This is a genomic window from Desulfobulbus rhabdoformis (genome assembly GCF_016919065.1).
Classification (GTDB): Bacteria; Desulfobacterota; Desulfobulbia; order Desulfobulbales; family Desulfobulbaceae; genus Desulfobulbus; species Desulfobulbus rhabdoformis.
In genome coordinates this window covers 1-25,138 of sequence record NZ_JAFFQA010000050.1, presented here as the reverse complement: position 1 = coordinate 25,138, position 25,138 = coordinate 1, and the positions used below count along the sequence as shown (strand labels likewise).

Annotated in this window: 24 protein-coding genes; 10 read left to right on the top strand and 14 right to left on the bottom strand. The window is 48.0% G+C overall.

Annotation, left to right across the window (positions count from 1 at the left end; genetic code table 11):
• Positions 1–3: 3 nt before the first annotated feature.
• The 3 genes from JWJ90_RS19350 to JWJ90_RS23985 form a co-directional block, all read right to left on the bottom strand.
• Positions 4–426: a cupin domain-containing protein gene (locus JWJ90_RS19350; protein WP_205228871.1), complete on the bottom strand. Its 423-nt coding sequence runs from the start codon at positions 424–426 to the stop codon at positions 4–6.
• Positions 423–1,151: an NAD(P)H-binding protein gene (locus tag JWJ90_RS19345; RefSeq protein ID WP_205228870.1), complete on the bottom strand. Its 729-nt coding sequence runs from the start codon at positions 1,149–1,151 to the stop codon at positions 423–425. Before JWJ90_RS19345 ends, JWJ90_RS19350 begins: the two co-directional genes overlap by 4 nt.
• Before the next feature lie 293 nt (positions 1,152–1,444).
• Entirely contained in the window at positions 1,445–1,558 is a 114-nt protein-coding gene (locus JWJ90_RS23985) for a two-component regulator propeller domain-containing protein (RefSeq protein ID WP_420828925.1), read from the bottom strand.
• 170 nt (positions 1,559–1,728) lie between these two features.
• Between JWJ90_RS23985 and JWJ90_RS19335 the strand changes: the two genes are divergently transcribed.
• Positions 1,729–2,604, top strand: coding sequence for a DUF1835 domain-containing protein (locus tag JWJ90_RS19335; protein ID WP_205228868.1), 876 nt, complete (start codon positions 1,729–1,731; stop codon positions 2,602–2,604).
• Positions 2,605–2,753: 149 nt separating this feature from the next.
• On the opposite strand, the gene JWJ90_RS19330 is transcribed toward JWJ90_RS19335, so the two are convergent.
• Entirely contained in the window at positions 2,754–3,266 is a 513-nt protein-coding gene (locus JWJ90_RS19330; RefSeq protein WP_205228867.1) for a cob(I)yrinic acid a,c-diamide adenosyltransferase, read from the bottom strand.
• Positions 3,267–3,570: 304 nt separating this feature from the next.
• On the opposite strand from JWJ90_RS19330, the gene JWJ90_RS19325 reads away from it, so the two are divergent.
• Positions 3,571–4,872 (top strand): 4Fe-4S binding protein, encoded by a 1,302-nt coding sequence (locus JWJ90_RS19325; protein WP_205228866.1) that lies wholly within the window; start codon positions 3,571–3,573, stop codon positions 4,870–4,872.
• Entirely contained in the window at positions 4,869–5,390 is a 522-nt protein-coding gene (locus JWJ90_RS19320; protein ID WP_205228865.1) for a GNAT family N-acetyltransferase, read from the top strand. Before JWJ90_RS19325 ends, JWJ90_RS19320 begins: the two co-directional genes overlap by 4 nt.
• 28 nt (positions 5,391–5,418) lie before the next feature.
• Here the strand turns inward: JWJ90_RS19320 and JWJ90_RS19315 are convergent, their stop codons facing one another.
• On the bottom strand, positions 5,419–6,039 hold the full coding sequence (locus tag JWJ90_RS19315) for a nucleotide triphosphate diphosphatase NUDT15 (RefSeq protein ID WP_205228864.1): 621 nt from the start codon (positions 6,037–6,039) through the stop codon (positions 5,419–5,421).
• A 459-nt stretch (positions 6,040–6,498) separates the two neighbouring features.
• On the opposite strand from JWJ90_RS19315, the gene JWJ90_RS19310 reads away from it, so the two are divergent.
• Complete coding sequence (locus JWJ90_RS19310; protein ID WP_205228863.1) at positions 6,499–7,338, top strand: splicing factor U2AF large subunit; 840 nt, start codon at positions 6,499–6,501, stop codon at positions 7,336–7,338.
• A gap of 261 nt (positions 7,339–7,599) precedes the next feature.
• Here the strand turns inward: JWJ90_RS19310 and JWJ90_RS19305 are convergent, their stop codons facing one another.
• On the bottom strand, positions 7,600–8,139 hold the full coding sequence (locus JWJ90_RS19305; protein ID WP_240195052.1) for a beta-barrel domain-containing protein: 540 nt from the start codon (positions 8,137–8,139) through the stop codon (positions 7,600–7,602).
• A gap of 1,340 nt (positions 8,140–9,479) precedes the next feature.
• On the opposite strand from JWJ90_RS19305, the gene JWJ90_RS19300 reads away from it, so the two are divergent.
• The 4 genes from JWJ90_RS19300 to JWJ90_RS19285 all read left to right on the top strand — a co-directional run bounded on the left by JWJ90_RS19300 (position 9,480) and on the right by JWJ90_RS19285 (position 16,417).
• Positions 9,480–10,823: a sigma-54-dependent transcriptional regulator gene (locus JWJ90_RS19300; protein WP_205228862.1), complete on the top strand. Its 1,344-nt coding sequence runs from the start codon at positions 9,480–9,482 to the stop codon at positions 10,821–10,823.
• Between the two features lie 318 nt (positions 10,824–11,141).
• On the top strand, positions 11,142–14,096 hold the full coding sequence (locus tag JWJ90_RS19295; RefSeq protein ID WP_205228861.1) for a PAS domain-containing sensor histidine kinase: 2,955 nt from the start codon (positions 11,142–11,144) through the stop codon (positions 14,094–14,096).
• 2 nt (positions 14,097–14,098) lie between these two features.
• Positions 14,099–15,253, top strand: coding sequence for a response regulator (locus JWJ90_RS19290; RefSeq protein WP_205228860.1), 1,155 nt, complete (start codon positions 14,099–14,101; stop codon positions 15,251–15,253).
• A 9-nt stretch (positions 15,254–15,262) separates the two neighbouring features.
• Positions 15,263–16,417 carry a response regulator gene (locus JWJ90_RS19285; protein WP_205228859.1) on the top strand — a complete coding sequence of 385 codons (1,155 nt, stop codon included), beginning with the start codon at positions 15,263–15,265 and terminating at the stop codon, positions 16,415–16,417.
• 256 nt (positions 16,418–16,673) lie between these two features.
• Here JWJ90_RS19285 and JWJ90_RS19280 read toward each other — a convergent pair whose 3' ends face one another.
• Complete coding sequence (locus JWJ90_RS19280) at positions 16,674–17,027, bottom strand: flagellar basal body rod C-terminal domain-containing protein (protein WP_205228858.1); 354 nt, start codon at positions 17,025–17,027, stop codon at positions 16,674–16,676.
• A gap of 844 nt (positions 17,028–17,871) precedes the next feature.
• Between JWJ90_RS19280 and JWJ90_RS19275 the strand changes: the two genes are divergently transcribed.
• On the top strand, positions 17,872–18,837 hold the full coding sequence (locus JWJ90_RS19275; protein WP_240195051.1) for a DMT family transporter: 966 nt from the start codon (positions 17,872–17,874) through the stop codon (positions 18,835–18,837).
• Between the two features lie 255 nt (positions 18,838–19,092).
• Here JWJ90_RS19275 and JWJ90_RS19270 read toward each other — a convergent pair whose 3' ends face one another.
• The 5 genes from JWJ90_RS19270 to JWJ90_RS19250 form a co-directional block, all read right to left on the bottom strand.
• Complete coding sequence (locus JWJ90_RS19270) at positions 19,093–20,370, bottom strand: DUF190 domain-containing protein (protein WP_240195050.1); 1,278 nt, start codon at positions 20,368–20,370, stop codon at positions 19,093–19,095.
• Positions 20,367–20,759, bottom strand: a complete 393-nt coding sequence (gene crcB / locus JWJ90_RS19265) for a fluoride efflux transporter CrcB (RefSeq protein WP_205228856.1) — start codon at positions 20,757–20,759, stop codon at positions 20,367–20,369. Before crcB ends, JWJ90_RS19270 begins: the two co-directional genes overlap by 4 nt.
• 537 nt (positions 20,760–21,296) lie before the next feature.
• Positions 21,297–21,932, bottom strand: coding sequence for a permease (locus JWJ90_RS19260; protein WP_205228855.1), 636 nt, complete (start codon positions 21,930–21,932; stop codon positions 21,297–21,299).
• Positions 21,929–22,408, bottom strand: a complete 480-nt coding sequence (locus JWJ90_RS19255) for a hypothetical protein (RefSeq protein WP_205228854.1) — start codon at positions 22,406–22,408, stop codon at positions 21,929–21,931. Before JWJ90_RS19255 ends, JWJ90_RS19260 begins: the two co-directional genes overlap by 4 nt.
• A 528-nt stretch (positions 22,409–22,936) precedes the next feature.
• Positions 22,937–23,161 (bottom strand): DUF2798 domain-containing protein, encoded by a 225-nt coding sequence (locus tag JWJ90_RS19250; RefSeq protein WP_205228853.1) that lies wholly within the window; start codon positions 23,159–23,161, stop codon positions 22,937–22,939.
• Between the two features lie 240 nt (positions 23,162–23,401).
• On the opposite strand from JWJ90_RS19250, the gene JWJ90_RS19245 reads away from it, so the two are divergent.
• Positions 23,402–23,992 (top strand): TetR/AcrR family transcriptional regulator, encoded by a 591-nt coding sequence (locus tag JWJ90_RS19245; RefSeq protein WP_205228852.1) that lies wholly within the window; start codon positions 23,402–23,404, stop codon positions 23,990–23,992.
• Between the two features lie 33 nt (positions 23,993–24,025).
• Here JWJ90_RS19245 and JWJ90_RS19240 read toward each other — a convergent pair whose 3' ends face one another.
• Complete coding sequence (locus tag JWJ90_RS19240; RefSeq protein ID WP_205228851.1) at positions 24,026–24,430, bottom strand: hypothetical protein; 405 nt, start codon at positions 24,428–24,430, stop codon at positions 24,026–24,028.
• Between the two features lie 76 nt (positions 24,431–24,506).
• The gene (locus tag JWJ90_RS19235) at positions 24,507–24,974 is read right to left on the bottom strand and encodes a GNAT family N-acetyltransferase (protein WP_205228850.1); all 468 of its coding nucleotides are present in this window, start codon (positions 24,972–24,974) and stop codon (positions 24,507–24,509) included.
• Positions 24,975–25,138: the final 164 nt, after the last annotated feature.

Genomic DNA, 25,138 nt, shown 5'->3' with positions numbered 1-25,138 from the left:
CGCTCACTTATTCAGTTTGATAGATTGCTCCGGATCTTCCAAATTTGTTTGTATCCAACGATCAGAGAGGTGAATGTCTGTGGTTTCAAGCACCCCTGGTCCAAGATTATGATACTTATGCGGAATATTGGCGGGACCTAAGAGAATATCACCTGCTGTTGCCTTTATTTTTTTATCCCCTATTGTGAATAAAGCATTTCCCTTGCGCACGATAAAAATTTCGTCATATGGATGGACATGCCAACGAGGACCTTCACCCGGTTGTTCTGTAACAAAGAACAGTACGGTCACATCGGTACCAAGGTCTGCACCTTGAACATATCCTTTCCACAAACGATCATGTGATGCCCAATCCTCGCGATGGAGAATAGTTGGTTCACGCTTCTCCGTCGTTGTATTATTGGCCTCTTGATTATTCACTTTCACGGTACACTCCCCTTGCCGGTATGGCGCAGAGTTGCGTTATTCTTTTCAGTATAGTTGAGGGCTGATGGTGACTGCCTCCCCACAATGGCAGGTGCTTCTTGAATGAGTTCGTCATTTGTGAGGGCATGTACCATGAATAAGGCAAAATCAACGCGTCTGGTAAGGTTGCTGGCCAGTATCGGGTCTCCTACGTGTCGACTCCAAACAGGGAGGCCCTGACTCGGACCTTCTTCAAGATCGCTCCCACGGACAACTGTCCACAAAGCGTTGCTGGAGAATATGCGACGGCAGGCGTCAACTTGATCGTTGATATCCACTATGCGGAAGAATCGCCCAAGAAACCCAATGATCGCAACCAATATGTTGTGTTTTATTGAATAGTTATCCTGGCCATCTCTTGATATGTGCCAACCGCAGGAAAATACAAGGCGTGCCTCCGGTGGCGCATAATCCAGTACCGCTTGAGCAGTTCCTGAGGCGTAATGCTTCATGCCCCATGGGACAAGGACGGTCAGCACAGAGGAACAATCTTTGACCGCCTCTTTTGTGACTTCACGATCATTGGTGTCACCAGGAAGAATTGTGATACGTTTTTTAAAGGATTCAAGTTTTTCAACGCTTTGTTTTCGGCACACGGCAACTATGGAATAATCCAGATCAAGAGCATGCTGAATCATATATTGACCAAGCTTTCCTGAAGCACCAATGATACAGATTTTTTTCATATCTGTTCTCTGCGATGGAATAATCGAATGAGCATACACAGCGTCTGTTTATTATATTTAGTCCTACGTTGTGTCATGTCAAGGGGAGGGCTCTGTGGTGGGGCAGTTGAGGTGCAGGACTTAGATGTTTCACTACTTCAGTCGGTTAGCAAAGGTGTGGTCGGCTGATCAAGCAGTCAACGGACACCGGCCTTTATCTATGACTATGCCGGGAAACTGATCAAATAAGCGACAGGGGGAACCGTTGCCCTAGCAGGTACGAACTGCTTCGGGGATATCATCACCACCCTGACCTATGACGTCGGGCAGTGGCGATAGGTAGTGCCCCAGTAGCCGTCGTAACGATTTAATCTATCACGGGTGCCAAACCACATGAATCCCTGGCTGTCCTGAAAGATAGCTCCCACATGGAAGATGGCGAGGCCGCCCCTGGTGGTGGGATGGGGAAAGCGTGAGGTCGGCTGAAATAAACTTGCCGCATTCCCCGGATGCACTATTATTGGAATGAGGAGAGGCAGTGCAAATACACAAGTGTGATCTTTGGTAAAATTTTTATCGATTTTCTATAACTCATGGGATGGAAACAATAAATTTACTTCACATTACAAGCGGAGACATTGCAGGGAGCAATCTGGGCAAAGCCGGACTGGCTGGTGAAATCCTTGTTTGGCATGACATCCTCTACGATGGTCATAGAAATCCAGGCTGGCCAACCGAGGAGACCCTGAAGGCTCGGTCCCGATTTTTGGAGGAAACCACCGCAGGTGGTTTGCATAGGGATTTTGTCCTTGAAACCCTGCGCAACCAGTATCGCAGGTTGGAAGGGGCTGCGTCCTTAAGCCACATCATTTTGTGGTTTGATGCCTGCCTGTTCGATCAGGCCATGCTCGTGCATATACTTTCCTGTCTGCACGAGAAAGCAATCGAGAATATTGAACTTTTATGCGTTGATTCGTATCCTGAGATCGTCCCCTACCATGGGCTTGGCCAGCTTTTGCCTGAACAACTGGCTTCAGTCTATGGGCAACAGAAGCCCGTCAGCCAGTCCCAATTCGACTTCGCAGTCCGTGTCGATGCGGCGTTTTCCAGGCAGGATGTTGCCAAACTGGCTGAGGTATCGGCAATGACCGATGCCCCGATACCGTGGATCCCGGCCGCTGTGGCAAGGTGGCTCCAAGAAAAGCCGGATCCTGTCAGTCAGTTGGGGCTGCTTGAGCGTTTCGCCTTAGAAGCTATCCGCAGTGGAGAAGAGACACCCAGGAAAATTTTTGCCGCTGTTGCAGCGGCCGACACCCCTCCTCAATATTGGGGGGATATTACCCTCTGGGCGAAGATCAACGGGTTGGCCGACCGGCAACCACCCCTGGTCCAGATTATAGGGCCAGCGAAAAGATTACCGCAGTGGGAGAGCACATTGCCCCTCGACGATTTCACGATCAAGGTACTGGAGTAAGGTGGATCTCGTTGCAGGAACCCTACCCTTTGTATCCGTGATGGCAGGTGATTGCTGAACAGCAGCTGTCAACAGGAGAGGATATCTTCTTGTTGCTGGGAATATTGCCGAATTCTAGAGGGGGTATCCTATATACAGGCCTGTTGGTCCTATTTTTCGATACCGGTGCGGGCCTCAACCCCCTGGCTATAGTAGTGTTTGATCTCCCGCATCTCTGTGACCAGATCTGCCATGTCCACAATTTCCTGGGGTGCGTAACGGCCAGTCAGCACAACCTCAACCTCGGGAGATCGGTTTTCAAGAACCCGGATGAGATTCTCAACCGAAAAGAGTTTGAAATAGAGGGCGATATTGACCTCATCGAGAACCACGAGATCATACTCCCCTGATTGCAGGATTCGACCCATTTCGTCAAGGCCTGCACGAGCCGCGTTCACGTCGTCCTCGGTTGGGTCGGCATAGATGAAACAGCCTCGGCCGTACTGCTTGATCGTTATATTGGGGATGGTTGGCAGAAGATCGAGTTCGCTGTAGTGCATCCCCTTGACAAACTGGCCGATAAAGACCTGCATGCCAGCTGCAGCTGCCCGTAGGCTCAAGCCCAGAGCTGCCGTGGTTTTCCCCTTTCCATTTCCTGTATATACCTGCATGTATCCGTGCATAGGGCCTCCTTGAACAAGGCGTTCAATCTGATTGAGCCAGGTAAATTAAAGGGAATCTTGAATAATTGCTTTTTCTGCCAATCCCGGCGTCATGCTTAAAATTTTATCCTCGGAATATCACACATATGCCTGCGGTAAAATTTTGCGCAATCCTTGGCCTTGATTGAAAAATCTAATTATTCAAGACACCCTAAAGCAAGTATACACCTTCCCCTGATCTTTGCTCAAAATTCTTCCTTGCTGGCAAAGGGAAAAATAGCTAATGGGGATGTGGATTAAAGACAGGAGCAAGAGGAAAAAAAGTATGGGCCATATAGCAAGCAAGGACATTTACAGGCAGTTGGGCGAACGACTTGATCAGGCGCCGATACGCACGCCATGGACTCCCGTGTTTGAAAAGTTAATCAGCTCTCTTTATAGTCCTGAAGATGCAATACTCCTCGTGCACATGCCCTATCGTCCTGCCACCCTGGCCAGGATTGCCCGTCTTTGCCAGCAGGATCCTGTCCCTTTGCAACGACAGTTGGAAGCTCTCTGCCACAGGGGGTTGGTGCTCGATATCTGGGACGGGGAGGGCTATCGCTATATGGTCAGTCCCCTCGTGATTGGTTTTTTTGAATTCACCATGATGCGGGTTGGCCCAGAGTTGCCCTTCAAACAGTGGGCAGAGCTCTTTCAAGGCTATATGTTTGGAGGCAAAGAGTTTCTTGAGGCCAATTTTGGGGATGGTCAGCAGGTCTCTATTATGCGGGCTCTGCCCCACGAAGGAACCCAGGCCGAGTATGTTGAGATTCTCGAGTACGAACGGGCAAGCAGCCTCATTGAAAACCATACAAAATTTTCCCTGGGCCTCTGTTCCTGCCGTCATGAAAAGCATCACCTGGGCCATCCACCCTGTCGTGTTCCCATGGAGACCTGCACCTCCATGGGGACAGGTGCCGAGTTCCTTATCCGTAACGGGCTGGCCAAGCCCATCGACAAACTCCAGATGCGTGATATCCTCGACAGATCACGTGATTTGGGATTGACCTTGTCGGCAGACAATGTACGCCGGGATGCGGGCTTTATCTGCCACTGCTGCGGCTGTTGCTGTAACCTGCTTCAAGGTATTCGGGAGACAGGCTATACAGGTATTCTCGTCACCGCCTCGGTGGTAGCCAAGGTAGATGCCGAAAAGTGCATAGGCTGCGGTCTCTGCGTACGCGCCTGCCCCATTGACGCGCTGTCCCTGCGACAGGCAGAGGTAACAGCCGAGGGCAAACGAGCCATACCGCAAGCCCAGGTGGGCGATTTTTGTCTGGGCTGTGGTGTCTGTGCATTGCAATGTCCTTCAGGTGCACTGCGGCTGCATCCGCGCGAACAACGAGTGTATCATCCCGAAGACAGCTTTGAGCGGGTTTTAATGCAGTCGCTTGAGCGGAACAGCCTGCAGGCGTTGATTTTTGATAATCCCATGAGTCGAACCCACCAGTTCATGCGGGGTCTGGTTGGTGGATTTCTTAAGCTTCCCCTGGTCAAGCAGACCCTGATGAATGAGACAGTACGCTCTCGCTTTCTTGCAACCCTGCGAAAGACCGCTGACATTGCCCCCAAGGAGCAATCATGAAAATACGTCCCCTGACAGACGAATTGCTGCCCAAGGCAGGTTCATTGGTCGAGCGGACCTTTTCACCCAGCCGTTATGAGATCCAGCTTTTTGATAACCTCCACATCCTGAAACGGCCTTTGTATGAATGGGTCTGCCTGCACCGCACTTCGGTCATCGCCTATATCTGTTTTTCCAGGGCCTTTCATGAAGAGGAAGTCTGTGGTCTACATCTGGCACCTCTGGCGGTACAGAGTCAAATGCAGGGGCAGGGGATTGGTTCGGAGTTACTCCGTTTTGCTCTGCGCCAGGATGTCATCAGCTCCCAGCCCATATTTGTGCTTGGCCATTCAGATTTTTACCAGAAATTTGGTTTTGTTCCCTGCCAGGCTCCGATTTGTCCCTTTGTCGCCAAAAACAGACATTTTCTAAGTTTGAGGAATAAGACAACCGAACCGTTTAAGCTGGGATATGAGCCGGAATTTTATCAGGAAGGCTCCAAAAAAAGGAAGAAAAGGGGACGCCGGAAGAACAACTGACCCCGATCCGAGAGTATTTCTCGCTATGTCATGAGTGGGGTTTGTATTCGGCTTCCGCCTGTGGATCGATGAGCAAGAGGGCATAGTCGCCACTGAAAAAGACGTCGATTATTTTCTTATCCCCCTCAAAGGCATACCGGGTCTGTTCGTGCTCCTCTTGTGTCACCCAGCGCAGTTGCTCCAGGTCATCACTCGCAGCCTCCTGACCACCAACCACTCTCCCCAGTAAAACGATTACCAGGGTATGGTGGGATTCATCCAGCAGGTTGGAGACCACATTGATTACCCCTTCCACTTGAATCTCCAGCCCAGTCTCTTCATGGACCTCTCGATGTGCTGTCTGGATAAACGACTCTTCGTATTCGATATAGCCGCCTGGTAGACACCAAAGTCCTCCATAACTTCCTGATGCCGCACGTTTTCCGATAAGTATTTTTCCTTTGAGTGTGTGCAGGATAATAGTGATGCCCGGTGCCGGGTTCAGGTGGTGCGCATACCCGCACTGAGCACATTGTTGCCGCAGGGGAGAAGGGCGTTGTGTCTCAGAAAAGGGCGCGGCGCAGTGGGGACAATACTGGAGCCTTTTTGTCTCTGCAGCCTTTTGGCTTGAATTTTGAAAGTACTGGGAGAGAGGCGGTGGAGTATGCATGGACGTCTGTACCCTTATTCGAAATGGACCAATTTGTTTTAGACAAACGAACCTCTTTTGTGCGACACTGTCCTCATAAACCTTGAAACCGTGAGCACTCATCGGTGCGTCAGGTGAAGCTGAATACAATATTTTTATTCAATAATTATTACCTGTTTATTAAAACCTGAATCCGTGACGGCGGATGGTCTCTGAATAACATATTCAGTTGATAATGCAGAAATTTTCAAACTAATTTATTTGCTATTCAGTTACACCCGCCGCCCTTTGGGGCATCCATTAGTACGCCACCTTCACTGTTCGTAACAAGCCGATAAAGTATACTTTAATCGACATGTCACAAACAGCGAAGCTGACACACCAATGAATGCTCACGGCTCCAGGTAAAAAGGATACGTTGTTCAGCAACCACACGCCGTTACGGATTCAGGAGTCAGTCAATTTAACCCAAGGTATTTTATGAAAAAATCAACCATACTTGCACTCCTAATGGTTGTCAGCAGCGGATTCCTTTTTTCGGGGTGTGTCGTACCCGCTGACGGCTATTATTCCGATCCGTATTATCGTCCTTCTGTTGTTGTGGCGCCAGCCTTGCCTTACACGGTCAACCTTTACGACCGTCCCTACTATACCTACGGTGGATTCTATTATTATTACAACAATTCACGTTGGTATTACCGCAAGCATAAAAACAATAAATGGATCGTTTTACCGAGGAAACATTGGCCCCGGGAAACACGGTGGAAAGGGCATCATTATTATCATGACCACCGAGGCAAGATACAGAAAACACCGAAATGGAAAGATCCAAAATACAGACACGATAAAGATTCCTATAAGTACGATCGATACCGCAAAAAAAATGATCCTCGCTGGGATGATCGTCATCGTACCAAACAAGATTCCTGGAAGAAGAAAGACTATCGGCGCAAGCCAGATCCCCGCTATAAAGATAAGCACCGCACGTCAAGTGATCCTCGCTGGATGAAAAAGGATCCACGCAGGGATTCCCGCTATACGGACCATAACCGAAAGGAGCGGGAACGGCTGGATCGGAAAAAACGGTTAGAGGAGCAACGGCGTAGCGATCTCCGCAAGCGGAATAAACAACGAGAGGAGAAGAAGCGTATTGATCTCCGTAAGCGGAATGATCGTGATCGGTTAACCAGAGAGCGCAATAAACGAGATCAACGTAAGATGCATCCACCCCAGGAGAAAAAACGCTACGACCAAAAAAGACGAGGCGAAGCCGAAGAAAGGAAGGATGGCGAGCAGACCTTTGATCGTCGGCATCGTTAATTGAACCCGAACCCATGGGGGCGGGTGGTCACTGAACAATGTATCCCATGAATGATACGAGGTTTTTTAAGCTCATTCATTTGTTGTTCAGTTTCAACCGCCGCCTCTTGGGGCATCCTTCAGCACGCACACCGATGAATGCTCACGGATTCTCGGTTGAAGAGCACCAGATCTTGCATCAAAAATCAAAATCAGGTATCAGCGCACGAAGACTGATACCTGATTTTTTTTATCCTTGAATGCCGCAGGCATTCATTCAGGTTATCGTTCCCCGAGCGATTGGGTCAAAGTCTTGCGCAGCGGTTTGAGCATGTAATCAAGAACGGTTCTGTTCCCGGTACGGATATTAACCTGCGAGGTCATACCAGGAAGAATATCGAGCTGTTTCCCGGTTTTGGTTTTAATCAGGCTGGTGTCGGTCTCCACATGGACCCGGTAAAAGTTTTGTTCTCCCCCACGACTCTCCTCCTTGATCGTATCGGCACTGACATAGGTGACCGTCCCTTCTACCGCCCCAAAGATAGTGTAGTCAAAGGCATCAAATTTTACCGAGGCGGGCAGGCCTGAATGGATAGAGGCGATATCAGCGGGGAGTACCTTGGCCTCGATGATGAGCTTGGCATCCAGGGGCACGATCTGCATCAGTTCGTCCCCTGCGCGGAGCACCCCACCCAGAGTGGTAACCCGTACGTTCTTGACGATACCGTTGACCGGTGTGCGAATGACACTGGCGGCGAGTTGCTGATAGCGTTGGGGCCGGATTTCCTCGTTTTGGTTGATATCATCCTCGACCTTAGCCAGCTCGGCGCTGGCGTCCTTATGTATGTATTTTTGCGGTTGATCAGCTCGGCTTGGGCATCGTTCATGGCCCGTTGACTGCGGATTACCCCAGTGCGGTTCACGTCGCCTTTTTTAGCTAGTTTTGCAATCGGGTATGCCTCTTCTTTAGTCAACCGGGGGGACTGTTTTTTGTGAGAGACTCCGAGTTTGGTTCTCTCCATGCGAGCGACCACCTGTCTTCTTTGGACAATATCACCTTCCCGCACCTGAAGTGATTCGATTACTCCACCATCGACTGACTGAATGACCAGAACTTGGCTGCTGGAGATGACTGCTCCCGGTCCACTGGCGGTCTGGGCGATGGTGTGAAAGGCTGACCAGGCAAAGATCAGAACAAGGCCTATAATCAGAGCCCAGAGAATAAAGGATTGCAGCAGTCTTCGTTTAGGCGGTTGTTGGTCGTAAATTAGGCTCATTTTGCGTTCTCCTCTGTACGTTTCTCACATTGAATACGCAATATTTTTTTCGGGTTTGCCATCGGCAACAACCTGCCCTTGTTGTGATGCTCTCGCGTGTGTCCAGGTCGACCAGGAGATGATGAGTCGAATCGCCAGCATTGGGCAGGTCTCAGCTTTACTGACGCCGAAAGATGAACTCCCCCTATTGTTAACGGTTGCCAAGAATTTCTCGTATCCAGCCTCACGGTTCGATTCATGAGTTGACGCTCCAAATAAAAAATGCCAGGATTTTCAATGTCGCAATTTCGCAGGCGCTCCCCTGTTGCCTAGACCAACAGCTTCGTTGCGGATTACCAAGGCATGAGCAATCTCAGTGCCATGTCCTTTTTGAGCTGTAATTCTAGAGGGTTTTTGTGAAGTTGCGGTGTAACTGTTTGTAGTGTGGTGTTTTTCTGTAATCGGGGTGGCGGGTAGGAAGGGGATGTTGGAAGAATATACATAGCTGAAAGTTCTACTCGGAAAGCTCTCGACTATAAAAATGAGAGGGCGAACTTTAAAAATAAAAGAACCGTCTGCCAATGTAGCCTTGCTATAGAGATAACGGGGAGCGACTGTTTCATGATCGATAACGTCAGTAACACTTATTTCGTTGCCCTGCGGGGCAAGGGTAAGATTCTTAGGGCCTTACATGGCGAGTAATCACCCCCTATGCTGGATAATTTTTCGGTGATTCAAGGTGCTTTTTTTGAGCTTATTTGTTGTTTTGTCCGGAACAGAGAAACATGAGGGCTTGATGGCTCAAGAGGAATATTGAGTGGTTCTGCTTGACTAACTGTTTTGATTTCAAGAAAATATCTAGAAAGACTCCCCAACCCCTTTCAAGTCTCTTTGTAGATACGATATATGAGCACAACACAGGCATTTAGCATCCTGGCCATCGATGACGACCCCATGTTTCTCCGTTCATTGAAGCGGATCTTAATTAATACGCCGTATGAGATCGCCACGAAATCTGATCCATTGCAGGGATTGACCGCATTGGCAACAAAACCCTATGATCTGGTTTTGCTGGATTTGAAGATGCCCGGGCGTGATGGTATGTCCGTGTTGGAAGAGATTATGCAGAATTATCCTGATCTCATCGTGCTTATGTTGACAGGTCATGGTGGGGTGCAGGATGCAGTGAAGGCTGTGAAACTGGGGGCGGCTGATTTTCTGGAAAAACCCTGTCCTCCCAATATCCTCTGCAAGGTGCTGGCACACTATTTTGCTGTTTGGGAACAGCGTAAGCTCTTGGAAAATGTCAATCAACAGGCGTTTGATTTTCCCGATCTGGTCGGTGAATCTCCGGCAATAGAGGAGATGAAGAACCTTATTGCCCGGGTTGCCGTCTCGGACGCTCCGGTTCTGGTCTTAGGGGAATCCGGCACCGGCAAGGAGTTGGCCGCCCGGGCTATCCACCACCATTCTCTGCGTAAAAACGGTCCCTTTGTGGTGATCGATTGTGCTGCGATTAATGAGAGTGTGCTGGAAAGTGAACTCTTTGGTTATGAAAAAGGTGCTTTTACCGGTGCTGATCGTCCCACCCAGGGACTTATCCGAGCTGCGGATGGGGGAACGCTTTTTTTTGATGAGATTGGTGAGTTGCCCTTGAAAATGCAGGCAAAGCTGTTGCGGACTCTGCAAGAGCGCGAGGTGCGGCCTGTTGGCAGCACCAAAAGCCAGCCGGTTGATATCCGTGTTATAGCTGCAACGAACCGTGATCTGGAGCAGGAGGTTGCCAAGGGACATTTTCGAGCAGACCTTTTTTTTAGAATTTCTGCAATTCCCATTATCCAACCGCCATTACGCGAAAGAAGTGAGGATATTCCACTCTTGGTCACGCATCTGCTTGAAAATCTTTCCACAGATCGCCCCAAAGAAATGGGAGCGGATGCGCTCCGCCTGCTCCAGGCGTATCATTGGCCTGGTAATGTGCGTGAGTTGCAAAATGTTCTCAGACGAGCCCTGGCCCTGGCTGAGGAGGAAGTGATATTACCGGCAGATCTCCCCGCAACCCTGGTCGTAGATTGTGCCTGTGAAAAAGATTGTTCTCCCGAAAATGACTCGTTGGAGGCCTATGAACAGACTGCTGTTGAAAATGCCCTACGCAAAACCGGAAATAACAAACGGCAGGCAGCCAACCTCCTTGGCATAAGTGAGGCGACCCTCTATCGAAAACTCAAACAGTTTGGTCTCTCAGCTTAAGGGTTATTGCTATACAATTCTCTCAAATTGAGAGGCGACGTGTCGCCTGCGACCGTACCTCTTCTGCAGCATCTTCTTCCTTCTTCAGTATTATAATAATCTGAAATTATTTGATTTTATAGTCACTGTCGCCGTTGCGATTGCTTCCTCTCTCCCCCCTTGAAATTCCTGGCACTATACCTGCTTTGTAAGGCTACCTAGTACTTGTGGCCTCTATGGGCATGATTTGCCCCAGCCATCTTTATAAAAATTACATATTGTTTCCATTTGCCCGCATGAATGTAAGCGTGCTAGGCAAAGCCAGAGCCAGGTGAATCCATGTCAGTTCCTCTTTCTCAGCAAACAGGCCCTGTCCGCCGATTTCTGACAATCGGCTTTTTTGCCCTTATAACTATTCTGATTGGAACTCTCTATCTTTTTAATCTCTACTCGCTGGATACCTTCCATCAGAACGACCTGTTGCGTACCCAAGAGCGACTGGAAGAATATGGGCAAAGCATTGCGCTGTTTTTGGGAGAAAGAAACAATGACTTGTCGGTACTTGCCGAGGCGGAAAGTGTGCAGCAGTACTTGAAACAGTATACCCCTGCTTTGCCCCAGACGGTACGTCACCCCTCTGGGGAGGCAATTATTCAAGAGTTTCAGCAGTATAATTTGAAGGAGGAGATCTTCGGGCGTGTCTTTGTCTCTCTGTCTCTCATGAATCCCGGTGGTGAAGAAATTGTTGCTCTGCATCGCCCCCTGGAGGTATCCACAAAAATTGATCGACAAAATTCATTGGTCAGAACCTCAAGTCAAGTCCATCTCTTTGTAGGTGAGCAGGGACTGCTCTCTCTGACCCACCCCGTCCTGGTAGATGGGCGAATTGCAGGATTTGTTCAGGGGAAATTGCGGTATGAAACACTCATTAAAAGGCTTATGCCGTCAATGGCTGGTCTGCTGACTCTGGTCAATCAGCGTGGAATCGTCTATCAATCGCTACCGGAATGCAGGATTTCTGTCGGCCTCCTCCAAAATCTTGTACAAGGCCAAATCTCACCGGTTGAGGTGAATCAGAGCGTTGGTGCTCTTGCCGTTAAACATCCCTGTATTTCTGGCTCCACTCATTTGTATTATGCCGATATACCGGGATATGATCTTCTGTTGTATTTCATCGATACGAATGGAACCGCCCAGAATTATCACCAACAGCAGCTTTTTTCTTCGGGTTTTCTCCTCCTCTCTCTCTGTGCTCTTGCTTTTGTAGGATTTTCTCATTGGTTTTCCCTTCGAAAACAAAACCTGCTCACGACTCTTGACCAGGCTCGTTATGCGGGGAAAGAGCTGCAAGAAAAAAATCAGGCGTTGGAGCTTATCCTAAAAGGTGCACAGTTGGGCACCTGGAACTGGAATATTGTGACAGGAGAACTTGAACTCAATGACCGTTTTTACACCATGCTTGGGTATGATCCGGGAGAATTACCCGCCCACCTCGATACCTGGAAGATGTTGCTGCACCCGGATGACAGGGAATATGTTCTTCCTGTACTGGAGGCACATTTAGCAGGGACAACTCCGTTCTATTCGACAGAACATCGTCTGCGCCATAAAATGGGGCATTGGATTTGGGTATTAGACATTGGCCAGGTGTTGATTCGGGACAATGCTGGCCATGGGCAACGTGCCTTTGGAGTCCATCTGGATATCAGTGACCGTAAAGAGGCAAACAGACTTTTATCCAAGGCAAAGCAGGAGTCTGATACCATTGAACGGCAGAAAAGATACATAGAGGCTCTCTTTGATGTCGTTTCCGTGGGAGTGGTTGCCTTGACATCGAACAATGATGTTGTTCGCCGTAACTCTGCATTTAACGGGATTATCCAAAAATGGTCCAGGCTCTTGACGCTTGATGAGCAAGCGACAAGTCAGCTTATTGTCGAAGGCATCCTCCGGGAGGATACTGCTGAAGAGAGTTTTGTTTTTTGTCTGGACAGGGAGAATATCAAAGGATTTTTTCGTTGCAGTGTTACCTATGTTTCTAACTGTGACGGCATTGCAACCGTGCTCAGCGTAGACGATATTTCCCGTGAACGCCTGGCAGAAGAGGCTAAAAGGTTTCTTGCCACCCTGATTGAACAGACCGGAGAAGCGGTTCTGGTGACGGGGACCGATGGTATCATTGATTACGCAAATCCGGCCTGTTGCACCATGACCGGGTATGTGTTCGATGAGCTGGTTGGGCAAAAGGTTTCGACTTTTACCGAAGATCTGGTCGATGCCGAGGTACTCACCGCGATGCGAACGACACTAGAGGCTGGAGAAAGCTGGTCAGGTCATCTTCGCTCACGGAAAAAAGATGGAAGTATTTTAGAGGAAGAGACAACTATTTCACCAATACGCAATAATTTAGGCGAGACGACTCACTATGTTTCTATCTGGCATGATATAACAGAACTGGTGGAGTTGCAGCAGCAACTCTCAAAGGCGCAGAAGCTGGAATCGATTGGTCAGTTGGCTGCGGGAATTGCCCATGAAATCAATACGCCCATGCAGTATGTGCAGAACAATGTCACCTTTATTGAGCAATCCTTTGAGGACGTTCAACCTTTGCTAGCACGTTTACAAGCCTGTCAACTCGATATCTTACCTGTCGAAATCGCCACGGAGGTTGATGAGCTTGATCTTGATTTTTTGTTGGATGAAGTGCCAACAAGCATTGACGAGACCCTGCAGGGAATCAATCGCGTGGTGAAGATTATCTCTGCGATGAAAGAATTCAGTCATCCCGGGGACCAGGAAAAGGTGGCCACCGATATCAACCATTCGTTGGAGAGTTCCCTCATCGTGTGCCGAAATGAATGGAAATACTCTGCAGAACTTATCACCGATCTTGCCGATGATCTACCGCTTGTGCACTGCTATGTAGATCAACTTCACCAGGCGTTGGTGAATCTTGTTATCAACGCAAGCCATGCTATTGAGGAAAGAAAGAAAAGCGATCCTGACACCATGGGGCGCATAACCGTCAGTACTCGTAAACATGAGGATGGGGTCGAGATTCGGATAAGCGATAACGGTGCAGGGATACCTGATGGAGTACGCTCGAATATATTTGAACCCTTTTTCACAACCAAAGAGGTTGGGAAGGGGACAGGGCAGGGCTTGGCTATAGTGTATGACGTTGTGGTCAACAGACACGGCGGAAAAATTGACTTTGAAAGCACCACAGGGCAGGGGACAACCTTTATGCTCCGTCTCCCTGTAGAATCCACCAATGAGTATGTAGAGGACTGATCATGAAAACAATCCTCTTTGTCGACGACGAACCCAACATCCTTCGTGGACTACGTCGTATGTTGCATCCCCTGAAAAAGCAGTGGAACATGCATTTTGCGGAAGGAGGCGTGGAAGCGCTTGAGATCATGGCAACGCATGATATTCAGGCCTTGGTCACGGATATGCGTATGCCGGGCATGAATGGTTATGAACTTTTGCAGGAGGTCCGCAAGCGGCACCCTCAGATAATCCGTATTGTTCTGACTGGGCAGCCGGATAAGGAAACCTACTGCGAACTTATGACTATGAGTCATTATTTCCTGTGGAAGCCCATCCGCAATGAAGACCTCAAGCTTCTGATGGATATGATCCGCGATTTGGATCACCGACTGCATGAACCTAACTTATTGGAATTACTTGGTGGCTTGAATTCTTTACCCTCACTCCCCCCTCTTTTTCATAAACTGATGGATCTTTTCGAGGATCAGGAGACTACGAGTAATGATATTGCCGAGGTCGTTGGCGAAGATATCGCCATGACCGCACAACTTTTGAAACTGGTGAACTCGAGTTTTTTCTCCCTCAACCGAGAGATCCTTACGGTGCATGAGGCGGTTAATTATCTGGGGCTGGAGATTCTGCGCCATCTGGTCATTGCCCAGCATATCTTCAATAGCTGCAATGATCAGGAACGAAAAGAGTTTCACCTTGATGCCTTATGGGAACACAGTCTCTGCACCGCCACCTTAGCAAGGGAAATAGGTGAATTTATCAGTGATGATCCTACCACGGGTAGTAGTGCCTATCTTGCGGGACTTTTGCATGAAATTGGTAAACTTGTGCTGGTACATCATATGCCGGAGCAGTATACGAAAATCCTGGACAATTGCGAAACTGAAGGACAGTGCCAAAGTGAGGTGGAAATGAAATTTCTCGGGACCAATCATGCCATCATCGGGGGATACCTAACCTCACTCTGGGGGCTTCCCCACAATATCACCGAGGCTATTTCTCTTCATCATGGTACAGAAGATGCTCCCGAGGTGTGTCGACTCTCGCCGGTGCTGGAAGCGGTATGGCATGCCAACAGAATTTGCAAAGGAGATATGAGTAAATCAGAGAAATACAGAGATGTCGTAAAAAATTTTCAACACGTGCTGTACCCTGGCAAGTAGGAGGCGTTTATGTATTCTTCCATTTTATTCATAGATGATGATTATAACATTCTCAACAGCTTCAAACGCAGTCTTTCCCCGGAATATCGTGTGCATGTTGCAGACACACCGGAAGAAGGGCTGCGCCTGTTTGAGGAAAAAGGACCTTTTTCCGTTTTGGTATCCGACATGCGCATGCCGGGGATGAATGGGGTTGAAGTATTGTCCAAGGCCCGTGAAATAGATGCCGATACCTCACGTGTTCTTTTGACCGGCTATGCCGACCAGCAGGCAGCTATTGATGCTGTGAATAAGGGGCGTATCTTCAAGTTTTTGACCAAGCCGTGTCCATTGCAGACCCTGGTACCAGTCCTTGAAGAGGGAATTTATAACTACAAACTCAATGTGAGTAACCGCTTCGTCGGCGAGCGAACGCAGCAGGGCCTGGTTGGCATGCTTTCGCAGGTTTTGGCCATGGTGAATCCTGCCGCGCAACGCAAGGCACACCGACTGAAAAATTTTGCACGTCATATGGCCAGAACCGCCAGGCCCCAGCAGCGAATGATTGTCGAGATGGCCGCTGTTCTCTCACAGCTGGGCTGTTTGAATTTATCTCAGGAAACCATGAGGCTTTACGATGGTGGAGGCATTGTTGGCCATGAGGACAATATTCGCATTCGCGAACAGTTTGATGTGGCGGCACGGTTGCTGATGCATCTGCCCCGATTTGAGGTCATTATTGAGGTACTTGGTTTGTTGCATAAAGAGCCGCACCAATTTCCCCGGTATGACGATCTTGAGATGCAGGAGACCATTCCATTGTGTACTCGTATTCTGCAGACAGCGCTTGGGATTGATTCCTTGCTTGCCTCAGGTAAGTCTCCAGATGCAGCCCTTGCTGCTCTCAAGGCAGATCAGCCTTTTTATGATCCGGCCCTTGTTGATCGCCTTGTCGACTTTACCTTTGCCTTGCACAATGAGGTGCTGATGTATGTGCGTGCCACCGAGCTGACCTCACGCATGGTCCTGGCTGAGGATATTCGTGATGATGATGGAACCCTGCTTGCTACTAAGGGACAACCCTTGGCCAATCCACTGCTCGCCTATCTGCATAAGGTGCATCGGCGTATTGGCCTGCCTGAGCCCATAGGCGTGTTCTTACCCCTGCGTGAGTATGACCTTTAGGGAGCCTTGAATACCTAGATTTTTCAATTAAGGCCAGGCAAGCGCCATATTTTCCCGGCGATCCCACGTGGGAATCAAAAAAAATGACGCCTTCTCAAAAAAGAGAAGGCGTCATTTTTTTTACTGCCCCGGAAGTTGCAGCGGGTGAAATTGATCACAAGAGAACTCTTAAGAAAAACTCCAGCTATTCGAGAACGTACGCTGTCCTGTAAACAACCGTTGCTCTCACTGATTAAGGTGTATGCCGGGGAAAGGTTTACGCTTTGATATCGAGCACTGTCTGCATCATTTCATCTGTTGCTTGCAGTGTTTTAATATTTGCGCTGAAACCGTGTTTTTCCATGATCAGGTCTGGCATCTCTTTGGTCAAATCCGTGTTGGACTGTTCCACCATTTCTATACCCTCGCTGGTCTGCTCAGTCATGAAAGGACCAGGGGATTCGTCCTTGCTGACATTGGCGCTGACACCTTGCGGGACCTGGCTGGAAAGAGTGACCACGTCACGTTTGAACCCTGGTGTGTTCATATTGGCCACGTTGTTAGCCGTGGCCGCAGTCTTTTGTGTGTACGCCTGTAATCCGGAAACAGCGGAGCTGATGGCTGAGAGCATAGCGGATCTCCTGAAGAGTGACTTATACTCTTATTCTAGGCAGTATCTGGACCAGCTCAAGCAAAAAATGGCAATAAAACAGTTTGCCCTTCAATTTTAGATAGTTGTCTACGGAAGGAAGGGGAGGGCGCGTATTATTTTTTGAGCAATGACCAGGCGTAATTACATATATGAATAACTAAATGGTAACTGAAAAAGGGTGCCTGAATCCGGAAGCATTCACAGGATGCGTTGTTCAGTGACCGCTCGCTGTCACGGGCTCAGGTGATATTTCTTGGCACGAATGGTTATGATTGCACTCTGGTCGGTTTTCGGCAAGAGTTAGAAGAGGCGTGAAATGCATCCTGTCCCAAAAAGAAAAAACGGTCTTAAGATATACCTGAATCCGTGAGCATTCATCAGTGCGCCAGTTTCGTTGTTTGTGACATGCCGATTAAAGTAAACTTTATCGGTATGTTGCAGGCAATGAAGGTGGAGTGCTAATGGATGCCCCAAAGGGCGGCGGGTGCAACTGAACAATACATGAGGGAATCTTGAATAATTGCTTTTTCTTCCAATCCCGGCGTCACGCTTAAAATTTTATCCTCGGAATATCACATATATGCCTGCGGTAAAATTTTGCGCAATCCTTGGCCTTGATTGAAAAATCTAATTATTCAAGACACCCATGAATTTGCAAAAATACATTGTCTTATTAAAAAGATGCGTTGTTCAATGACCACCCGCCGTCACGGATTCGGGATATATTATATTCCAATGCAGGGGCAGGGAACCACAGGACGTGGATAAACGACAAGCTGACCGGATTATACCGTTTTTTTTAAGGAGAATACTCAACTTGCACATGCAATCACAACAAGGTGGAGAAGAGGGCGAGAAGTCATCCAAACTTCAGCCACGCCCATTTCTCGGAGTTCTCCTGGTGGTTGTGGCCACCATGTTTTTCGCCTCCATGGATACGACCACCAAGTATCTGACCATGCGGTACAACGTGCCCATGGTTATGGCCGTTCGCTACATGGTTCAGGTGCTTTTGATGATGACCTTTCTGGCACCAACACAAGGAAGGAGTTTGGTGCAAACGACACGAACCGGATTGGTGACTCTTCGCTCCTTTTCTCTCGTGGTTGCCTCGCTTTTTTTTGGTTGGGCGTTGCAACGCATGCCTGTTGCCGAGTCAACGGCTATCATCTTTCTGGCACCCATACTTGTTGTGCTCATGGCGGGACCGCTGCTTAAAGAACGCATCGGTATTATGGGTTGGCTGGCTGCGGGAGGTGGTTTTCTGGGAGTGTTGTGTATTGTCCGACCGGGTGGTGGTCTGGATGCACTGGGAGTTGCCTGTGCTTTTATGGCGGTTGCTGCAAACGTAACCTACCAGCTTCTTTCTCGTGTGCTCGCCGCCAGCGAACGAACGCTGACCATGTTGTTTCATAGTGCTATTGTCGGCGCTATATGTTTTGGCTCCGCTTTACCCTGGCTTTTGAGAGGGGAAACCCCGTCACACTTCCACATTCTGCTTTTTTTAACCATAGGCTTTCTGGGGGCAATGGCTCATTTTTGCTTTACCCTTGCCTATCGTTTCTGCTCGGCCTCTCAGGTCGCCCCGGTCAACTATATGCAGCTGGTTTGGGCTTCGTTGCTTGGTTGGGGAATTTTTGAGCATATGCCCGATGGTCTCAGCATGGTTGGAATGCTGATTATAATGATTTCGGGACTTATTATTGCGACAAAAGCCAGGTTGGAAGAGCGGAGGATGGAGGCGCACCTGTTACTAAAAAAAGAATCCGTGACGGCGGGTGAGCACTGAACAACGTGTTTTATTAAAATGACTGCCATCAAAGCTCCGCTGGAAGAGAAGAATTTGAATAGGGTGCCACTTCTCTTCCGCAAAAGGCAAAAAGTCGGTATACCGTTCTCCCTGTCGCGGGCATGGCCCGTCTCCAGCCTCCCGAATGCCAGCGGACTCGGAGCGGGTTTTGCCCGCGACAAATATTGCAGCTGAGTTTCAGGGGGAATCAAATTCGGGTGTTGTGCAGCTTAACCCGCCGTCACGGATTCAGCTTCAAGATTCCCTCAATGATTTGTAGCCCGTTCGCAGCAGGCTGTCGCGGCTGATCATTCCCTGGAAATGGCCCTGTTTATCCACCACTGGCAAGCGTTTGAGTTGTTCCTGTGTCATGAGGGTAATGGCTTCTTCCAGAACCATGTTCTCATCGGCTATCTGTAATTCGGTACGCATAACCTCGCCAGCAGTCGTGCTGGAAAGTTTTTCCGCCAGATCCGCACTCAGCGGGTGGGTCAAGAGGGCGAAAAGGGCACGGACTCCCTGGGGATCGGGTTTGAAATAGTGCAGCAGATCGCTATCGGCAATCATGCCTACCAGATGGTTTGTCTCGTCAACGACCGCAACGCATTGAATGTCGTTGCCATCGATAATCTGCATCACCTTGTCCAGAGGGGTCTTCGAGGAAACGGTTTTTGTGTCCTGGCGAAGAATATCGCGGACCGTGTGCAGATTGTTCACCGTAATTTTTTGCGCGTGAAAAGCCTTCCAATCAGGCGCCTCCCGCATCACGGTCGTAAAAATATCCAGGCGGGAGAGCATACCGACCAATATATTTTCCGAGTTGACAACTGGCAGTCGTTTCAGCCTTTTTTCCAGCATCAGTTCAACGGCTTTGGTCAGCGGCTGCTCATCGCCTATGCACACGGCGGGTTTGCTCATGACTTCATGCACCTGCTTGTGGCTGAGCGCGGTCATGATCGTTTCCCGGTCATTTTCTTCTGAATTGACTAAGATCCCCAGTCTCAGGGGAAGTCCCCCTCTATTGATCAGATCCCCCTGGGTAATGACCCCCAAAGGATGTCCAATCTCGTCAACCACCGGCAGGCCTGTGAAAATAGAGGAAAGCAAAAGGTTGGTCGCTGTATCGAGTTTTTGGTCGGCAGTTATGCTTACCGGGCTTTTCGTCATAACGTCGCGGACGGTGAGCTGACGAGGAAAAAAGGTACTCGCGGTCTTATGACTGACTACCATGAGATCCTTGACGGCAATAATGCCATCACAGACGAGCACATCCAAACCATCTAGGACCTGATCGCAGGCGTCCGCTGGTAGCACGATATTGATATGTAAAGGAAGATTATACGAGAGAATCTCTAAGCGTCCCGTGGTCATTTCCCCACTTTCATAACAACCGCTAATGCCCCTTGAAACAGTGCAGCGGGCTGCCAGCTTCAGATCACGCACATACTGCACCACCGCATCAGCCACGGGTTTACCGCTACAGCGGGCTTCCTCATTAGTGAAAATTTCAATTGCTTTGTAGTTGAGCATCATATCCCCCAACGCAGGCTGCCCAGGCGCAGTCCCAGATAGGTGAGGGTAAACCCACCGATATTGTTTATGAGAATATTGGTCAATGATTGCAGGGGTAATCCGGCTCGTCCGGCGTTGACCGTTTCCAGTGAGAATGAGGAAAAAGTTGTCAAGGCACCGAGGTACCCGGTGATCAGCAGTAAACGTACATCCGGTGTCAATAATCGTGAGCGATCGGCCAAGGCAAAGATCAGCCCGATGATAAAACATCCTGCCATATTGGCTGTAAGTGTACCATAGGGAAAGGAGGTCCCCCAAACCCTGGCGGCGAGCAGGCCGATACCGTAGCGGCTGGCAGCTCCCAAACTGCCACCAGCCATGACCAACGCCAATTTATATCCTGCAAACATGATAGCCTCGTAGAAAAATAAAAACCTGCACCTCACAGGTTGTGAGATTGGTGGTTACAAAGATCAAAATAACGTTTTCGGGATCTTTTCGGAAACGACAAAAAGAAAAAAAAATTTGAGGGTCGACATAGGCTTATCCTTGTAAATATATTGATATAATAAGATATTAGCGTGACGACACTCCGTTAGATGTTAAGAAATTTTTCGATTATTTCGATTTTTTATAATGTAAAATGAGTAAGTTACACCGCGCTATTTGTTTAAATGTCCCCCCCCCAAAAAAAAAGTTTGCGATAAGCTTATCTCGGGCCTACGTATTTAGGGCATCTTGAAGCGACAAATTCCAGGTTGTGACCTATGATTTTGCAGTCAATTTGATAAATTTTCAATTTGTTGCGCCACCTGCAGAGTGCGGGCGCACTTCTCCTGTTAAATAGTTAACAAGGTTCCGAATCGGTCCATATTGTAGGCCTCCCCTATGTCCTGCGTCCAACACTACCATCCTGGCAGTGCTTCCAGTATATTCCAGAGCAATATTTATTTCCTTTGAGAGGACGGGCTTGTCCAACCCCGGATAAGATTGTGGTTCGTTCGTGCCTCACTCACACAATCTATCCTTATTCGTTGGTTATTTTCAACATCATCTTCAAATTGCTTTAGCTGCACCCCTGCCCGACGAGCATATGCTGCCATAATCTCAGCAATGAGTATGAACACCGGCAGAGCTACTGCCGAACGCACCAAAGTAAATTTCCAGCCAAGAAAACTCACCTCGAACAGCAGCATCGGAACTTTCAAGGTCGAATATGCCCCAAGATACATGAAGACATTTCGCAGGCTACATCCTTTCTTCCATAGAAGGTGCGCAGTAGCAATAGCGCCATATAGTGGACCGCCCAGGAACATGGCCAAAAGAACAACTAAAACGGCCCCCCGAAAACCGGATTCCTCACCAACATGCTCCTGTATCCACTGCTGAGGTATCCAAACGTCCAAAAGCCCGATCAGAAGGAATATACATGGCACCAAGAGAACCATTTCGCTGGAAAATGAATAGAACTTATCAGCCATGCGCTCGCCAAATTCGACGTTTAAAAACTGTGCAAATATCAGTGATACAACAAACACAACTGACAAAATGTACCCAATAGGAATGCGGTTGAAATTTTTCATAACAACCCTCCAACGACTAAGCCGATCAAGAGCGCCCCAAAAAAACTGAGAACATTCCTGAGAATCGCGATTCGTAAACCGAGATATTCCTTTTCTATAGGAAAAGTAAAAATACCCACCATCGTTAATGTTGTTATAAATACTGCAAGAACAGTTACTGGAACCCCTCTTTGGTAGAGCATCCCGACCAAAGGATAAGCAATGGGCCCTGGGATGAGGGCGACGGAGCCGCTAAAGGCTGCCGCAATGAAGCCGACACTTGTTAACGACTGCCCGAGAAGATTTGCCAAGTCATCCGGAGGCACCAACGTTAAGAAAACGCTGACAAAGATTACCAGCAGCAAAAACTGTGACAAGAGATTGAACAACATTTGCAAGCTATTCACAATTCCCTTGGCTGTCCGCTTTCTGTCAACAACGGCAGATAATGCTACCGCAGCAAATGTTATGATGATGAGTGTCAGATCTTTTTGCATGTTATCTATCCATTCGTACTAGGCAAATGCTGAGCTGTGGGGCGGCGAGGTACGAGCCGTCCCACACAAGCCTGAGGTCATGTTGTAGATCGTTTTAGTTGATGGATTAGAATTGCAATAAAAAACTAGGTTACTATTCCAATCCAGAACACAACTTCTGTAAAGATTTGAAGTCCAATATTTGATCTGTGTCTGTATCGCCCCGTGTCGGATCGTGCCTACCTAATGTTATTAACCAAAGTACGATATCACCGGTTAAGAAGAGTAAAAACGATACGATAACCCAAACGATGAAAAGAAAATTTCAGCCAAAGCATATCGGATGAGTTCGAAAGCTAATGCCATAATTTATTCGATGAGAAGCAGAACGCCATGCTAAGCGGGAGGTCGATATTGACTTTGCTTGTGCCCAGTGAAGAAAGCAACATGGAGAGTGAAAGACTGGCAAGTGCCCCCTTCACCGAGAACTGCGGTTCTGACGCGATGCCTATAGGCACATCATTTTCTAAAGGCATCCTGTCTCCCCTTTTAATTCTTAACCAAGCGATGAACGATCCTACGCGCGAGTGGTGCAACCACCAAAACGACAGGAAACGCGATAATCCACGATGGAATCCAAGCCCCCATCCAAACCCCGGCAAAATCAGGGATAATCCCGACAGCACGAAAGGTGGAAATGGCTGATATAATGGAAGACATCAGCCCCGAGAGAACAAAACCAAAGGCCATTTGCTCGAAACGACGAGGTATCATGTTTGTGATCCTTATCAGAGTTGTGGGTTGGTAAACTGTTGCAAACGCTTGCCGCGTTCAAATGTTCGTAGGTCATTCTGAATAATTTTATATAGCCGTTGCCATAAAAATATCCTTGTGAAAATCAAACTAACTGGTATGATTTTTTACAATGGTAATGCAGCAAGAAAGGGCTTGTCAATAATAAATCATACTGACTAGTCTGATTTATTGTTGACAGCAATAGTGGGAGAACCATCTATGAAAAAAATAGAGCAGAACAAAAAGCAGAAACGGGAAAGGATATTAAAAGCTGCACAGGAGATCTTTCAATCTAGCGGCTTCATCGGCGCCAGCATGGATAAAGTCGCCGAGAAGGCTTGTGTCACAAAACAAACGGTATACCGATATTTCAGCACAAAGGAAGTGCTTTTCCAGGCAGCCCTGGAAGTCCAGCGATTGAAGGCAAAAAATGATTTTTTGGATGCATTGAACCTGGAAGATACAGACAAGGCGTTGAAAGCCTTTGCGACTGGTTTCATAAGAAGGCATTTATCAAAGGAACATCTGGCTAATATACGTCTGTTAGTGTCGGAAGGCCCCAGAGTTCCAGAAATAACACGTGCTTTCTACGCTATGGGGCCGAAGGAAACTCAAGCCTGCATTTCCCAGTTCTTAAAAAAGCGGTTTGAAATTGATGATGCTGAATACGAGATCAGTGTTTTTCTTAACACGCTTCTTTCCATGCGTATGCCTGTGCTCACCGGACTGCACGCGCTGCCATCACAGGCAGAGATCCGCCGACATGCTGAAAAAACAGTGAAATTATTTCTGAAATTGCTTGATTTATAGAAAGGGTGAGGTGAGTGATGACGCCAAGTTAGGCTAAATGTCCATTTCAAGATGCCACTCATTATTCTCTTGCTCCAAAACTTCGAAAATGGCCCTAAACATTTTCAGTTCCTTTAGGGCTTCCGTTCTGGTTTCCTCTCCGATGGTATGGTACCGCCCTAAAACTGAAATGTACTTTGTTACAAGGGCAGTTCCGACACTTGCTGGATACCACACCACCGGATTAGCCTTCTCAATTTGCTTGTCTGTTGCGCCGGCTTTTCTGAGAAAATCAGCTAGTTGATCAGTTGACGTGTATAGAAAATCATCTAAACGGCCGCAATTCTCGTCTTCACCAACAGAAGAAAGAAAGTCAAAGTGGAGGAATATCGTCACTCCGTCATTGGGCAGCGTTAACGCTTCACTATCGTTTTTAATTGCAACAAAGATCGATGCCATGTGTATGCCTAACGTCGCAAATCAGTCACGCGTTTTTTTGCGTCGGTTGAATTTGCATGGTTATAAGGTCTATTTTTCAAACACTTCCTTCTTGATTTAGAATTGGATGGCGGCACATCCTGCAATTATACTCAAAATCATTTGTTACCGAAAAACCAAATTGTTCATATAGACGCTTTGCAGGTGTATTCTTCATCACGAATAGCGTTATTGGTTTATTTGACATTTCGGAACGTTTTATTACTCGCCGTACAAGTTCAGCGCCGATCCCCCCTTTTTGATGCTCTGGAAGGATCTGCATTTGATGAAAATGTAATTCCTCGGCTCTGGGGATTACTTTAATGACCCCGACTCTTTTTTGACCGATCATAACGATTTCTGCATTTGTCAGTTCGTCAGCTGCCTTTTCGTGCTCTTTGGCCTCATTCCAACCCAAAGTGCCATCGAAAAACGGTTTCATGGTTTTGACTCTAAGATCATAAATAAAGTCGATATCATCAACAGTTGCTGGCCTTAAGGTGAATTCTTTGTTTTCTCGTTTCATTTTTGCATGACTTCTAACATTTAAGCTGCGGGGCGCGCAGCAGTTCCCGCTTTATCCGGAAGCCCAGTAAATGCGTAGGCCCAAGATAAGCTTTTCGCAAATTTTTGAGGACATTCAAATAAAGGGGTCGATGTAACTAACTAATTTTACATCATAAAAAAAAT